The sequence below is a fragment of the Thiocapsa imhoffii genome (assembly GCF_016583985.1).
GTDB classification, from domain to species: Bacteria; Pseudomonadota; Gammaproteobacteria; order Chromatiales; family Chromatiaceae; genus Thiocapsa; species Thiocapsa imhoffii.
On sequence record NZ_NRSD01000038.1, the window covers coordinates 1 to 11,707 of the forward strand.

General features: G+C 61.1%; 20 protein-coding genes and 1 pseudogene. All 21 read left to right on the plus strand.

The features are described from left to right. On the plus strand, positions 1 to 340 hold a 340-nt coding region (locus tag CKO25_RS19555; protein ID WP_338115185.1), incomplete at its 5' end, for a DUF4351 domain-containing protein. 118 nt (positions 341 to 458) lie between these two features. Next, positions 459 to 593 carry a hypothetical protein gene (locus CKO25_RS21705; RefSeq protein WP_276569062.1) on the plus strand — a complete coding sequence of 45 codons (135 nt, stop codon included), beginning with the start codon at positions 459 to 461 and terminating at the stop codon, positions 591 to 593. Positions 594 to 881: 288 nt separating this feature from the next. Continuing rightward, positions 882 to 1,169: a DUF4351 domain-containing protein gene (locus tag CKO25_RS19560; RefSeq protein ID WP_338115186.1), complete on the plus strand. Its 288-nt coding sequence runs from the start codon at positions 882 to 884 to the stop codon at positions 1,167 to 1,169. Between the two features lie 227 nt (positions 1,170 to 1,396). After that, positions 1,397 to 1,606 carry a YlcI/YnfO family protein gene (locus CKO25_RS19565; protein WP_200389639.1) on the plus strand — a complete coding sequence of 70 codons (210 nt, stop codon included), beginning with the start codon at positions 1,397 to 1,399 and terminating at the stop codon, positions 1,604 to 1,606. A 1-nt stretch (position 1,607) separates the two neighbouring features. Further along, positions 1,608 to 1,883, plus strand: coding sequence for a type II toxin-antitoxin system RelE family toxin (locus CKO25_RS19570; RefSeq protein WP_200389640.1), 276 nt, complete (start codon positions 1,608 to 1,610; stop codon positions 1,881 to 1,883). 378 nt (positions 1,884 to 2,261) lie between these two features. Next, complete coding sequence (locus tag CKO25_RS19575) at positions 2,262 to 2,597, plus strand: nucleotidyltransferase domain-containing protein (protein WP_200389641.1); 336 nt, start codon at positions 2,262 to 2,264, stop codon at positions 2,595 to 2,597. Then, on the plus strand, positions 2,594 to 2,977 hold the full coding sequence (locus tag CKO25_RS19580) for a HEPN domain-containing protein (protein ID WP_200389642.1): 384 nt from the start codon (positions 2,594 to 2,596) through the stop codon (positions 2,975 to 2,977). The genes CKO25_RS19575 and CKO25_RS19580 overlap by 4 nt, the downstream gene beginning before the upstream one ends. A 17-nt stretch (positions 2,978 to 2,994) precedes the next feature. After that, positions 2,995 to 3,174, plus strand: coding sequence for an NAD-dependent epimerase/dehydratase family protein (locus CKO25_RS21870; RefSeq protein ID WP_338115187.1), 180 nt, complete (start codon positions 2,995 to 2,997; stop codon positions 3,172 to 3,174). Continuing rightward, positions 3,174 to 3,449: a DUF4351 domain-containing protein gene (locus tag CKO25_RS19585; RefSeq protein WP_338115188.1), complete on the plus strand. Its 276-nt coding sequence runs from the start codon at positions 3,174 to 3,176 to the stop codon at positions 3,447 to 3,449. The genes CKO25_RS21870 and CKO25_RS19585 overlap by 1 nt, the downstream gene beginning before the upstream one ends. A 924-nt stretch (positions 3,450 to 4,373) precedes the next feature. Then, positions 4,374 to 4,778, plus strand: coding sequence for a GxxExxY protein (locus CKO25_RS19590; RefSeq protein ID WP_200389643.1), 405 nt, complete (start codon positions 4,374 to 4,376; stop codon positions 4,776 to 4,778). A 137-nt stretch (positions 4,779 to 4,915) separates the two neighbouring features. After that, on the plus strand, positions 4,916 to 5,266 hold the full coding sequence (locus CKO25_RS19595; RefSeq protein WP_200389644.1) for a hypothetical protein: 351 nt from the start codon (positions 4,916 to 4,918) through the stop codon (positions 5,264 to 5,266). Between the two features lie 569 nt (positions 5,267 to 5,835). Continuing rightward, positions 5,836 to 6,489 (plus strand): annotated as a pseudogene (locus CKO25_RS22035) (DegT/DnrJ/EryC1/StrS family aminotransferase); the annotation flags it as partial. Positions 6,490 to 6,536: 47 nt separating this feature from the next. Beyond that, complete coding sequence (locus CKO25_RS21715) at positions 6,537 to 6,896, plus strand: DegT/DnrJ/EryC1/StrS family aminotransferase (RefSeq protein ID WP_276569063.1); 360 nt, start codon at positions 6,537 to 6,539, stop codon at positions 6,894 to 6,896. Between the two features lie 57 nt (positions 6,897 to 6,953). Continuing rightward, positions 6,954 to 7,202, plus strand: a complete 249-nt coding sequence (locus CKO25_RS19605) for a hypothetical protein (protein WP_200389645.1) — start codon at positions 6,954 to 6,956, stop codon at positions 7,200 to 7,202. After that, positions 7,184 to 7,594 carry a type II toxin-antitoxin system VapC family toxin gene (locus CKO25_RS19610; RefSeq protein ID WP_207162395.1) on the plus strand — a complete coding sequence of 137 codons (411 nt, stop codon included), beginning with the start codon at positions 7,184 to 7,186 and terminating at the stop codon, positions 7,592 to 7,594. The genes CKO25_RS19605 and CKO25_RS19610 overlap by 19 nt, the downstream gene beginning before the upstream one ends. Continuing rightward, entirely contained in the window at positions 7,591 to 7,932 is a 342-nt protein-coding gene (locus CKO25_RS21720; RefSeq protein WP_276569064.1) for a DegT/DnrJ/EryC1/StrS family aminotransferase, read from the plus strand. Before CKO25_RS19610 ends, CKO25_RS21720 begins: the two co-directional genes overlap by 4 nt. A 4-nt stretch (positions 7,933 to 7,936) precedes the next feature. Continuing rightward, positions 7,937 to 8,224, plus strand: a complete 288-nt coding sequence (locus CKO25_RS21725) for a DegT/DnrJ/EryC1/StrS family aminotransferase (RefSeq protein WP_338115189.1) — start codon at positions 7,937 to 7,939, stop codon at positions 8,222 to 8,224. A gap of 633 nt (positions 8,225 to 8,857) precedes the next feature. Beyond that, positions 8,858 to 9,718, plus strand: a complete 861-nt coding sequence (locus CKO25_RS19620; protein ID WP_200389646.1) for a DUF2887 domain-containing protein — start codon at positions 8,858 to 8,860, stop codon at positions 9,716 to 9,718. A gap of 861 nt (positions 9,719 to 10,579) precedes the next feature. After that, complete coding sequence (locus tag CKO25_RS19625; protein ID WP_200389647.1) at positions 10,580 to 10,831, plus strand: type II toxin-antitoxin system prevent-host-death family antitoxin; 252 nt, start codon at positions 10,580 to 10,582, stop codon at positions 10,829 to 10,831. Between the two features lie 7 nt (positions 10,832 to 10,838). Then, the gene (locus tag CKO25_RS19630) at positions 10,839 to 11,144 is read left to right on the plus strand and encodes a type II toxin-antitoxin system RelE/ParE family toxin (protein WP_200389648.1); all 306 of its coding nucleotides are present in this window, start codon (positions 10,839 to 10,841) and stop codon (positions 11,142 to 11,144) included. A gap of 148 nt (positions 11,145 to 11,292) precedes the next feature. Further along, the coding region (locus tag CKO25_RS19635) for a DUF2887 domain-containing protein (RefSeq protein ID WP_200387303.1) at positions 11,293 to 11,707 on the plus strand (415 nt) is incomplete at its 3' end.

Here is an 11,707-nt window from a genome sequence, read left to right on the forward strand (position 1 = left end):
AGAGGTCTTGGAGTATTGGTTTTTCGAACGATTTCGCGGACTCACCGCGAAGGAGATTTGGGCGATGTTGAATCTGCTGACTCCCATCCAGGAAACGCGGGCCTATCAGTCGATCTTTGCCGAGGGTGAGGCCAAGGGCGAGGCCAAGGGTGAGGCCAAGGGTGAGGCCAAGGGCAAGGCCAGTACATTGAAGCGCCTATCGACGCGCCGTTTCGGCCCTGTTCCGGCGTGGGCCGAGCGGCGGATCGACGCGGCCACGGTTGCACAGCTGGACGGTTGGCTCGACGGGATCTTCGATGCCGCGAATGTGGAAGACCTGATCGGTCCCGCGTCCGGCTAAAGGGACCGCCGGTGCCGATGGGATCTGCTGTAGGGGGGATCGCCCGCAAGCTGGCTCCTACGCGCCGCAGGCAACCTCTGTTTTCTGGTCGCGCAGCTCCGGCTGCGTGACCCAGGCGATGAAGCTCTGCTTCTTGAGGCGTTGGCACGGGCGGCTGATTCGTGAAGCGGAGCGTCTGCTCGCGGGTGACGAAGCCGGAGCGTCGTCACCAGAATCCAAAGAGTGCGTCGGTCTCGCCGCTGATCTGCTGTAGGGGAATCGCCCGCAAGCGGGCTCCTACAGGCCGCAGATACCCGCCCAGGCGTGGGGGAATCGCCCGCAAGCGGGCTCCTACAGGCCGCAGATACCCGCCCGGGCGTGGGGAATCGCCCGCAAGCGGGCTCCTACGGGGCGCAGATACCCGCCCGGGCGTGGGGAATCGCCCGCAAGCGGGCTCCTACGGGCTGCGGGCACCCGCGCTGTAGGAGCCCCGCTTGCGGGCGACCCGACCGGCGTTCAGAGTCGACGATTTCGCGGACTCTCCGCGAAGGAGATTTGGGCGATGTTGAATCTGCTGACTCCCATCCAGGAAACGCGGGCCTATCAGTCGATCTTTGCCGAGGGTAAGGCCGAGGGTGAGGCCGAGGGTAAGGCCAAGGGCGAGGCCAAGGGTGAGGCCAAGGGCAAGGCCAGTGCATTGAAGCGCCTATCGACGCGCCGTTTCGGTTCTGTTCCGGCGTGGGCCGAACAGCGCATCGACGCGGCGACGGTTGCGCAGTTGGACGGTTGGCTTGACGGGATCTTCGATGCCGCGAATGTGGAAGACCTGATCGGTCCCGCGTCCAGCTAAAGGGTGAGCCGGTGCTGGCGGATCTACTGTTGCGGCGCCGGAATCCGCGCACGCCGGAAACGAGCCCGTGTGCGAAAAGAGTCACATATCAAGACCCCGGCCTTCCCTGTTTCGTCGCCAAATTTCGACTGCGCGCGAACCAAATCAATGACCGAAAATAAATCTGCCCCCTTATTTCCTAACTCGCGAATCGGTATGGCTATCTCGGCCGTTGGAGCAACAACACCATGAACCTCACTGTACCCATCCCTGATCGTGCCGCCACGGCGCTTGCCGGACTGGCCAAGGCCCGCGGCGAGACTCCCGAACAAGTCATTGCCACCCTGGTGGAGCATTACCTGGAAGACGCGGAGGACCTCGCCGACGCCCTGGAGGCCCTCGACGACGGCGAGGCACCGATACCGCTGGACCAAGTGAAGCGCGACCTCGGTTTCTGACATGCCCTGGACGGTATCCCTCAAGCCGCGCGCGCAGCGCCAGCTAGCGAAGCTGGATCGCCCGGTGCAGAAGCGACTGTTGGACTTCATGGATAGATTGACCGGTCGAGATGATCCGCGCGAGCTGGGGCGCATGCTGCAAGGTCATCACCAGCTCTGCAAGTTTCGCGTCGGGGACTATCGCATCATCGCGCAGATCCAAGACGAAACACTGTTGGTGGTGGTGGTCAAGCTCGGCCACCGGCGCGAGGTCTACCGTGAGTTCGACAGGCTTTGATACCTGCACGGCACCAGCAATGAGGTGGAGTCTGGAGACCCCGATTCAGGAGACGAAGGCGCATCAAATGACGGGAGGCATTCAGCCGCGATGAACTTCAGTGATTGTTTTTCCGATGCTCCGGCGAAGAAACGTCAAGAGCCCCTGTTGTTCAAGGGCGAGGATTCTCGAAGACCGATGTCGCCAGCGCACTCCAGGTAGAGTCGACGACTGGTGCGGTAAGTCGTGTTCTTGCCGACAATTAGGCAGACGTTTGCTGGAACCCTTGGCAAGAAAGATCCTAAAAAGCCTAGGTGCGGAGTGAGCCACTCTGTGAGACGGAACGACCGGAATCAAGTCTTCATCGATGCCTGGGAGTGAACAGCATTGACCGCGATCATGACATCACCAGCGCCATCCACGCCCAGGCATGACCCCGTCCTCCAGACCTTGACGGATCAGCTCAAGAAAGGCTTAGGCTCCCGACTCCGCGGCCTCTGGCTATTCGGATCAAGGGCGCGGGGTGATGCGCGTGAGAGTTCGGATTACGACATCTTAATCCTCGTCGACGAAAAGACGCCCGAGCTGCGCGAGCACATCCTGGACGTGCAGGTCGAGTTGCTCGATCACCATGACGTGCTCGTCGCGACGCTCCTGCGTACCGAGGACGAATGGCGCCAGAGCCAGGGCTTCCCGCTGGCTCGAAATATCGCTCGCGAAGCCGTGCGCTTATGACTCCCGAGTGCGAAGCCCTGCTGACAGCGGCTGACGATAAGCTAAGAGCCGCTGAGCTCTTACGCGACTCCGGACTGAACGGCGACGCTGCGTCGCGCGCCTACTATGCTGCATTCCACGCAATCAGTGCCCTGCACCTCGCCGCCGGAAACACCTTCTCCAGCCATGCGCAACTCATCGGACGTTTCAATAAAGACTACGTTCGCACCGGAATCTTCGTACCATCACTCACACGTATCCTCACACGTCTATTCGAAGACCGCCAACTCGGAGACTACGAACCAATATCGACAGTCACCTCCGAGCAAGCCCAGCAAGACATCGCAGACGCACACGAGATCATAAAAGCAGTCCGCACCCACATCTCTCAAAGCACCTAAAACTTAAAACGCTCTAAATGGACCTCCGCCCCTCCTACCAAGACAAAACGGTTCTGGTCACCGGCCACACCGGCTTCAAAGGCGCATGGCTTTGCGAATGGCTGCTCATGCTCGGCGCCCGCGTCGTCGGCATCGCCCTCCCCACCCAACACCCAGCCCGCCCTCTTCGACCAGCTCGGCCTTGCGGAACGCCTTGATGTTGAATCTGCTGACTCCCATCCAGGAAACGCGGGCCTATCAGTCGATCTTTGCCGAGGGTAAGGCCGAGGGCGAGGCCGAGGGTGAGGCCAAGGGTGAGGCCAAGGGCAAGGCCAGTACATTGAAGCGCCTATCGACGCGCCGTTTCGGCCCTGTTCCGGCGTGGGCCGAGCGGCGGATCGACGCGGCCACGGTCGCACAGCTGGACGGTTGGCTCGACGGGATCTTCGATGCCGCGAACCTGGAAGACCTGATCGGTCCCGAGTCCGGCTGAAGGGGCCGCCGGTGCCGATGGGATCTGCTATAGGGGGTATCGCCCGCAAGCGGGCTCCTACGCGCCGCAGGCACCCGCGCTGTAGGAGTCCCGCTTGCGGGCGACCCGACCGACGTTCAGAGTCGTGACGCCTGACTCCAGCTGACACAAGATCGCCCCTGTGATTGCTCTGGTCGCGCAGCTCCGGCTGCGTGACCCAAGCGATGAAGCTCTGCTTCATGAGGCGTTGGCACGGACGGCCGATGCGTGAAGCGGAGCGTCTGCTCGCGGGTGACGAAGCCGGAGCGTCGTCACCAGAATCCAAAGAGTGCGCCGGTCCCGCCGGTGATCTGCTGTAGGGGGATCGCCCGCAAGCGGGTTCCTACGGGCCGCAGATACCCGCCCAGGCGTGGGGGATCGCCCGCAAGCGGGCTCCTACGGGCCGCGGGCACCTGCGCTGTAGGAGCCCCGCTTGCGGGCGACCCGACCGGCGCTCAGAGTCGTGACGCCTGACTCCAGCTGACCCAAGGTCGCCCCTGTGCTTGCTCTGGTCACGCCGCTCCGGCTGCGTGACCCAAGCGATGAAGCTCTGCTTCATGAGGCATCGGCACGGTTAACAGATTCGTGAAGCGGAGCGTCTGCTCGCGGATGACGAAGCTGGAGCGTCGTCACCAGCGTCCAAAATCCGTGGCAAGCCCTCTTGCCTGGCTCAAAGCCACTGAAACAACGCATCAACCTCCGCCCACCCCACCCTGCCGTCGTTGACCCAACCGCGGACACATGGACGGTCGCGAAGGTCTCAAGTCCCTCGAGGTGCTCATCGCCGCCTACCTCTCGGCCCGCGACGGCCGCACCGTCTCGTTGCCTTTGGAGTATTAGCCACGAAGACGGGATGAGTTTTGCCACGGATGAACACGGATCAGGGATGAGCCTGGCCACGGAGGGATGCAGATGGACGAGGAAGGAAAGCAACCCAAAGCAGGGAAATTGATCGAGGAGGATCTTACCTATCGGATCCGTGCTGGTATCTTTACGGTTGCAAACGAACTGGGACCAGGGTTTCTTGAGCGTGTCTACGAAAACGCTCTCGCCATCGAGTTGAGCGCGGCCGGACTCGCTGTCCGGACGCAGTGTCCGATCCACGTACAATACAAAGGCCAAATCGTTGGCGAGTATATTGCGGATCTCGTGGTCGAGGGCCGAGTCCTGTTGGAACTGAAAGCGATCCGATGCCTCACCAGCGAGCACGAAGCGCAGATCATGAACTACTTACGCGCCACTCGGCTCAAAGTTGGCCTGCTCGTGAATTTCGGAAAACCAAGCCTACAAATCAAACGCTTCGTCCTGTAACACCCGAACACCCAAAATAATCCGTGTCCATCCGTGAGCATCCATGGCAAAAAAAACAGAGCCCGAACATGCACATCGAAGCCATCTATCGCCACGGATCAACACAGATCAACACGGATAAAACCACGCGATAATCCGTGTCCATCCGTGAGCATCCGTGGCAAAAAAAACAGAGCCCGAACATGCACATCGAAGCCATCTACGACCAAGGCCGACTCGAATTTCAGAGTTCGATCACGCTCAAGCATCAGCGGTTTCGCGTGCGTGTAGAGATCCCCGACCAAGAGATCATCGACGCCCCAACTCCCGGCCTACCAACCCCGGCAGCCGACGTGACGACCGAATCGGCGAGCGATGCTGACGGCAAGCGCCTGCTGGGCGAGATTCGCGACATCCTCGGTCCTCTCTCAAAAGCGCGCGCTCCCGCCAGCACCGCGGATGACAAGGAGGCCCTGTCAGACGCTATCGCAGGGAAGTACGGTCTGTGAAAAATCTGGTTTTCGATGTCAACGTTATTCTAGATGTGTGGCTCGAGCGTCAGCCAGAAGCGCGTTTGTTGCAGATCGCCTCGCTGCTCGACTGTCAGCGCGCGGGGACGGCCCTCGGCTGGATCGCCAGCCCCAGCCTTCATGTGCTCGAGTACCTCGCCCATCGTCAGTTCAAGCAAGAGGGTGTCGACCCAACCGAAGCCAAGCAGACCGTCAAGCAATTACTCATCAAGCTCTTGCAACAACTGCGTCCGCTGAGCGCCTTCGGGTTCCAGCAAGATATCGCCTTGCTCGCCCATACCGACCTCGAAGATGCCCAGCTCATCGCGGCGGCGAGTGTCCTGCATGGGCCAACCGCCATCGTCACCAACGACACGCGTTTTGCCACCGCCGGCAGCGCGCTCGTCCAACTCAGACCCGATGAGGCCACCCACTGGCTCAGGCAATCCCGACCGTCAGACAGCCTGGACTTCGTCGACCTCAAAACCCAGCAAGACGTCATCCGCCCGCAACTCGAGCAGCATCTACACCGCGTTCTCCACCACGGCCAATACATCCTCGGCCCCGAGGTGCGCGAGCTGGAATCGCGTCTCCAAACTTACACCGGCGCCAAGCACTGCATCACCGTCGCCAGCGGTACCGAGGCCCTGCTGATCAGCCTGATGGCGCTCGACATTGGACCGGGCGATGAGGTCATCACCTCGCCCTTTACCTTTGTCGCAACCGTCGAGGTCATCGTCCTGCTTGGTGCTCGGCCGGTCTTTGTCGACATCGAGCCCGACACCTGCAACATCGACGCGACCCTGGTCGAGGCGAAGATCACGGATCGTACCAAGGCCATCATGCCCGTGAGCCTGTACGGCCAACCGGCGGACATGGATGCCATCAACGCCATCGCCGCGCGCCACGGCAATATCCCGGTCATCGAAGACGCCGCGCAGAGCTTTGGTGCCGAGTACCGGGGGCAGAAGAGCTGTCACCTGAGTACCATCGGCTGCACCAGCTTTTTCCCGAGCAAGCCCTTGGGGTGCTATGGAGACGGCGGGGCGATCTTCACCGATGACGACGCCTTGGCCCAAGCCTGTCGGGAGATTCGCGTTCATGGGCAGAACAAGCGGTATGTGCATACGCGCGTTGGTGTGGGCGGACGGATGGATACGCTGCAATGCGCCGTGGTGTTGGCCAAGCTCGACCGCTTTGACGAAGAAATCGCCCAACGGCAAGCCATTGCCCGTCGCTATGAAGAATTATTCGCCACGGATACCCACGGATGGACACGGATACAAGAAAACGAAGAAAACATCCGTGTTCATCCGTGGCTCATCCTCTTCCATGGCCCAAGGAAGACCGCACCAGCGTCTTCGCCCAATACACCCTCCTGGTCGAGGACCGCGAGGCATTGCAGGCCAAGCTCAAGGACGCCGGCATCCCGACCGCCGTGCATTATCCGATCCCGCTCAATGAGCAGCCGGCCTATGCCCACCTCTGTTGTCCCGACTGCACACCAGTGGCTCGGAACATCGCCCGTCAAGTCATGAGCCTGCCCATGCATGCTGATCTGACGGAAGCCGAGCAGACGCGGATCGCAACGATGTTATACCATGAGGTCGAGCTGCTAAGCCCTGCGTGAGCATGAGGCACGCCACCGGATCGCCAGCAGAATCGCATCTCCAGGAGGCCATTGACCATGCGCGCCATCGAATTTGAAACCGTTGCTCAACATCACACGGTTCGACTCCCCGGCCACATACCCGACGGAATAAGACTGCGCGTTTTGGTACTGATGGAAGAAGATCCGCTCGATGCTCAATCAGCGTCGCCACTAGCCGACAAGCCTCTTCGCAAGCCTTCCCCCAAGCTCGCCGGTTCGGTTGTCATGCATGACGATCTGCTCGCCCCTGCCGAGCCCGAAGAGGCTTGGAGCGTTTTGCAGTGATCTTGCTCGATACGCATATCTGGGTGCGCTGGGTTGATCCCAGCGCCAACCCACTGTCGCCGGGTCTGGTGGAGACGATCGAGAAGGCCGATCAACTGGCCGTTAGCGCGATCACGTGCTGGGAAGTCGCCTGGCTCGTCCGGCGCGGTCGTTTAGAGCTTAAGTTGACCCTAAACGACTGGCTCGACCAAGCGCTGGCGGGTTCGGATGTCATCTGTCTACCGATCGATCGGCCGATCGCCGTTCGCGCCGCCGGCCTTCCCGAACATCATCGCGACCCCGCTGATCGCCTGATCATCGCCACGGCGATGGAGCGGCAAGCGCGATTGATCAGTCTGGACGGTGCGTTCGCGGCTTACTTTCAGTCTCCTGGCACCTTGATCAGCCAATGATTGCGCCCGTCAACACATCTCTTCGCCGCTTGTTGCCCGAAAACGCCTTCGCGCGAAGAGCAGGTGTGGAGGCCGGCGGCACCGCATTCTTCACCGATGACGACGCCTTGGCCCAAGCCTGTCGGGAGATTCGCGTTCATGGGCAGAACAAGCGGTATGTGCATACGCGCGTTGGTGTGGGCGGGCGGATGGATACGCTGCAATGTGCTGTGGTGTTGGCCAAGCTCGACCGCTTTGACCAAGAAATCGCCCAACGGCAAGCCATTGCCCGTCGCTATGAAGAATTATTCGCCACGGATACCCACGGATACAAGAAAACGAAGAAAACATCCGTGTAAATCCGTGGCTCATCCTCTTCCATGGCCCAAGGAAGACCGCACCAGCGTCTTCGCCCAATACACCCTTCTAGTCGAGGACCGCGAGGCATTACAGGCCAGGCTCAAGGACGCCGGCATCCCGACCGCCGTGCATTATCCGATCCCGCTCAATGAGCAGCCGGCCTATGCCCACCTCTGTTGTCCGGACTGCACACCGGTCGCCGCGCAGATCGCGCGTCAGGTGATGAGCCTGCCCATGGGGCCGTACCTGAGCGCCATTGAGCAGGACAAAATCGTCTGCGCCAGACAATGAACGATGGCCACGGACCCACACGGAAAAACGCGGGAGCCAATGACATTGGGCACAAAATGTCAGTGGTAGATAACTGAAAGCCGATGACTTCTGCTCCTCCAATAATTTGGGTGCGGGTTTTACCGGACACCCGACCGGCGGTGCTCTGATTGCCCCCAGTATCGGTGGTTAGGCCGTCGCGGCGACAGTCTTGGGCGGGCAGATCTGGCGCGACAACGGACGATTCATTCTCGGCAGCATCGCCTGGCGGGAGATGTGGGCGCAGTTGAAGCAGTATAGAAAATTCCCTTTGATAGACAGTTGGGCGGGCTTGCTCAATACCACATCAATGCAGCTGCCAGTCCCTCTTCTTGGCGTATTTTTTTCTCCACTCACCGTGGGACTATATGCGCTAGGCCATCGTTTATTGAGTGGGGAATCGCCCGCAAGCGGGCTCCTACCCGCCGCAGGCACCCGCGCTGTAGGAGCCCCGCTTGCGGGCGACCCGACCGGCGTTCAGAGTCGTGACGCCTGACTCCAGCTGACCCAAGGTCGCCCCTGTGCTTGCTCTGGTCACACCGCTCCGGCGGCGTGACCCAGACGATGACGCTCTGCTTCGCTGGCCGTCGTCGATGCATTGAGGAATATCATCCAGTGAAAACCGACCATCCCGTCTACCTGTTTCTCTCCGCCGGCGCGGAGGCCTTTCGCGTGCTGACCGGCGGGCGGGAGCTCGACGGCGCCTACCGCTTCTGCTCGCTGACGATCAAAGGCATCGAGCGACGCTTGGACGGAATTTTCGAGCCCGAGGGGCACGCCGGGCCGGTCTATGTGGTCGAATTCCAAGGTCAGTCCTCGGAGAAGGCTTGGTACAATCTGCTGACCAAGATCGGGTTGTACGGCGAGGAGCACCCGCGCAGCGATGTCATCGGCATCGCCATCTTCCTGCGCGAACAGGATGTCCCGGCCTTTCCAAGCTGGGCGAATCATGTGGAGGCGCCGCTGCTGAACGTCGTCTTGCGTCGCGTGTTGCCGGACTGGCTAGCGCGCGATCCAGACAACCCCTACGTGGCCGTCTTCGCGCCGCTGCTGATCGACGATGACGAGGTGTTGCGCACGCAAGCCGCTGGCTACTGGCGCACCGTGCAGGAGGCACCGCTCGACCCCGAGGTGCGCGGCATTTTGTCCCAGGTCCTGGAATTCTGGTTTTTCGAGCGATTTTGCGGGCTGACCGCGAAGGAGGTATGGGCGATGTTGAATTTGCTGACCCCGATTCAAGAAACGAAGGCCTATCAATCGATCCTTGCCGAAGGCAAGATCGAAGGCAAGATTGAAGGCAAGATCGAAGGCAAGGCGGACAGCCTCAAACGTCTCCTCACGCGCCGTTACGGTCCTGTTCCCCCCTGGGCCGAGCAGCGCATCGACGCGGCGACGGTTGCACAGTTGGACGGTTGGCTTGACGGAATCTTCGATGCCGCGAACCTGGAAGACCTGATCGGTCCCGAGTCCGGCTAAAGGGGCCGCCGGTGCCGATGGGATCTGCTGTAGGGGGGATCGCCCGCAAGCGGGCTCCTACGCGCCGCAGGCACCCGCCCGGGCGTGGGGAATCGCCCGCAAGCGGGCTCCTACGGGCTGCGGGCACCTGCGCTGTAGGAGCCCCGCTTGCGGGCGACCCGACCGGCGTTCAGAGTCGTGACGCCTGATTCCAGCTGACACAAGATCGCCCCTGTGATTGCTCTGGTCACGCAGCTCCGGCTGCGTGACCCAGGCGATGACGCTCTGCTTCATAAGGCGTTGGCACGGACGGCCGATTCGTGAAGCGGAGCTTCGTCTCGCGGGTGACGAAGCCGGAGCTTCGTCACCAGAGTCAGGACAGGCCCTATGGACGGTATCTTTTCTGGTCACGCAGCTCCGGCTGCGTGACCCAAGCGATGACGCTCTGCTTCTTGAGGCGTCGGCACGGACGGCTGATTCGTGAAGCGGAGCTTCGTCTCGCGGGTGACGAAGCCGGAGCGTCGTCACCAGAATCCAAAGAGTGCGTCGGTCCCGCCGGTGATCTGCTGTAGGGGAATCGCCCGCAAGCGGGCTCCTACCCGCCGCAGATACCCGCCCGGGCGTGGGGGGGATCGCCCGCAAGCGGGCTCCTACGGGCCGCGGGCAACTTCTGTTTTCTGGTCGCGCAGCTCCGGCTGCGTGACCCAGGCGATGAAGCTCCGCTTGATGAGGCGTTGGCACGGACGGCCGAATCGTGAAGCGGAGCTTCGTCTCGCGGGCGACGAAGCCGGAGCGTCGTCACCAGAGTCCAATCTTCGTTGCGCTCAAATCCCATCGACACTAAAATCAGAGCTCATTTTGTAGCTTATTCGAGTGGCAACGATGGATACGATCTACGCTGACCAAACCATCAGTATGTCCGAGTTCAAGAAAAACCCGGCGCAAGTGCTGCGCACGGCTGGGGATAAGCCGGTGGCGGTACTCAACCACAACCGCCCCGCCTTCTACATGGTGACACCCAAGTTGTTCCGCTTACTCGTTGAAGAACTGGCAGATCACGACCTGGTGGAGATTGCCCGGGATCGTCTGGCTCGCAGACACACGGCCATCGATGTCGAGGTCGACCAGATCTGACGACGTTGTGACGTACCGACTTCAGTTCTTACCCGAGGCGCTTGAGGAATGGCAGGCGCTGGATGGAAGCGTCAAGACCTTGCTGCGCAAGGCCCTCAAGAAACAGCTAGAGCAACCACGCGTTCCGGGTTCTGAACGTCACGCCGAGCTACGCCACTGCGACAAGATCAAACTGCGCAAGATGGGGTACCGGCTCGTCTACGCCGTTGAGGACGATGTGCTGGTCGTGCTGGTCATCTCGGTCGGCAAGCGAGAGGAGATGGCGGCTTACCTGCAAGCCATCGAGCGGCTACTGGCCAAAAGACATGACTGATCAATGGTCTGGGTTTGAAGTTTGAAACTCGTCCCGCACGTTCCTATGGCTCCTCCAGCGCTCGGGCTCGCGGGTCTGATGCCGATCTGACAGTAGTTTGACCCTGGCCCCTTTTCTCGCTGTCCCCTTATTTTGAAGACCGATAACGTTGAAAACCGACCATCCCGTTTACCTGTTTCTCTCCGCCGGCCCCGAGGCGTTCCGGGTGCTCACCGGTGGGCATCGCTTGGAAGGCGACTACCGTTTCTGTTCGCTGACCATCAAGGGTCTGGAGCGACGCCTGGACGGAATTTTCGAGCCCGAAGGGCACGCCGGGCCGGTCTATGTGGTCGAATTCCAGGGTCAAGCCCTCGGGAAGGCTTGGTACAATCTCCTGTCCAAGATCGGCCTGTACGGCGAGCAGCATCCCGAGCGCGAGGTGGTGGGTGTCGGGGTCTTTCTGCGCGAGCAGGATGTGCCGGGGTGTCCGAGCTGGGCGAACCGGGCCGATGCGCCGCTGCTGCGCGTTGCGCTGCGCGATGTCCTTCCGGAGTGGCTGGCGCGCGAGCCGGATAACCCCTATG

What these genes read in the sequence shown, in the direction of transcription:
- CKO25_RS19590 (WP_200389643.1), top strand. Translation starts at nt 4,374, where the DNA reads ATGCAGATGGACGAGGAAGGAAAGCAACCCAAAGCAGGGAAATTGATC.
- CKO25_RS19570 (WP_200389640.1), top strand. Translation starts at nt 1,608, where the DNA reads ATGCCCTGGACGGTATCCCTCAAGCCGCGCGCGCAGCGCCAGCTAGCG.
- CKO25_RS19605 (WP_200389645.1), top strand. Translation starts at nt 6,954, where the DNA reads ATGCGCGCCATCGAATTTGAAACCGTTGCTCAACATCACACGGTTCGA.
- CKO25_RS21870 (WP_338115187.1), top strand. Translation starts at nt 2,995, where the DNA reads ATGGACCTCCGCCCCTCCTACCAAGACAAAACGGTTCTGGTCACCGGC.
- CKO25_RS19560 (WP_338115186.1), top strand. Translation starts at nt 882, where the DNA reads ATGTTGAATCTGCTGACTCCCATCCAGGAAACGCGGGCCTATCAGTCG.
- CKO25_RS19580 (WP_200389642.1), top strand. Translation starts at nt 2,594, where the DNA reads ATGACTCCCGAGTGCGAAGCCCTGCTGACAGCGGCTGACGATAAGCTA.
- CKO25_RS19575 (WP_200389641.1), top strand. Translation starts at nt 2,262, where the DNA reads ATGACATCACCAGCGCCATCCACGCCCAGGCATGACCCCGTCCTCCAG.
- CKO25_RS19565 (WP_200389639.1), top strand. Translation starts at nt 1,397, where the DNA reads ATGAACCTCACTGTACCCATCCCTGATCGTGCCGCCACGGCGCTTGCC.
- CKO25_RS21705 (WP_276569062.1), top strand. Translation starts at nt 459, where the DNA reads ATGAAGCTCTGCTTCTTGAGGCGTTGGCACGGGCGGCTGATTCGTGAA.
- CKO25_RS21715 (WP_276569063.1), top strand. Translation starts at nt 6,537, where the DNA reads ATGGACACGGATACAAGAAAACGAAGAAAACATCCGTGTTCATCCGTG.
- CKO25_RS19585 (WP_338115188.1), top strand. Translation starts at nt 3,174, where the DNA reads ATGTTGAATCTGCTGACTCCCATCCAGGAAACGCGGGCCTATCAGTCG.
- CKO25_RS19625 (WP_200389647.1), top strand. Translation starts at nt 10,580, where the DNA reads ATGGATACGATCTACGCTGACCAAACCATCAGTATGTCCGAGTTCAAG.
- CKO25_RS21720 (WP_276569064.1), top strand. Translation starts at nt 7,591, where the DNA reads ATGATTGCGCCCGTCAACACATCTCTTCGCCGCTTGTTGCCCGAAAAC.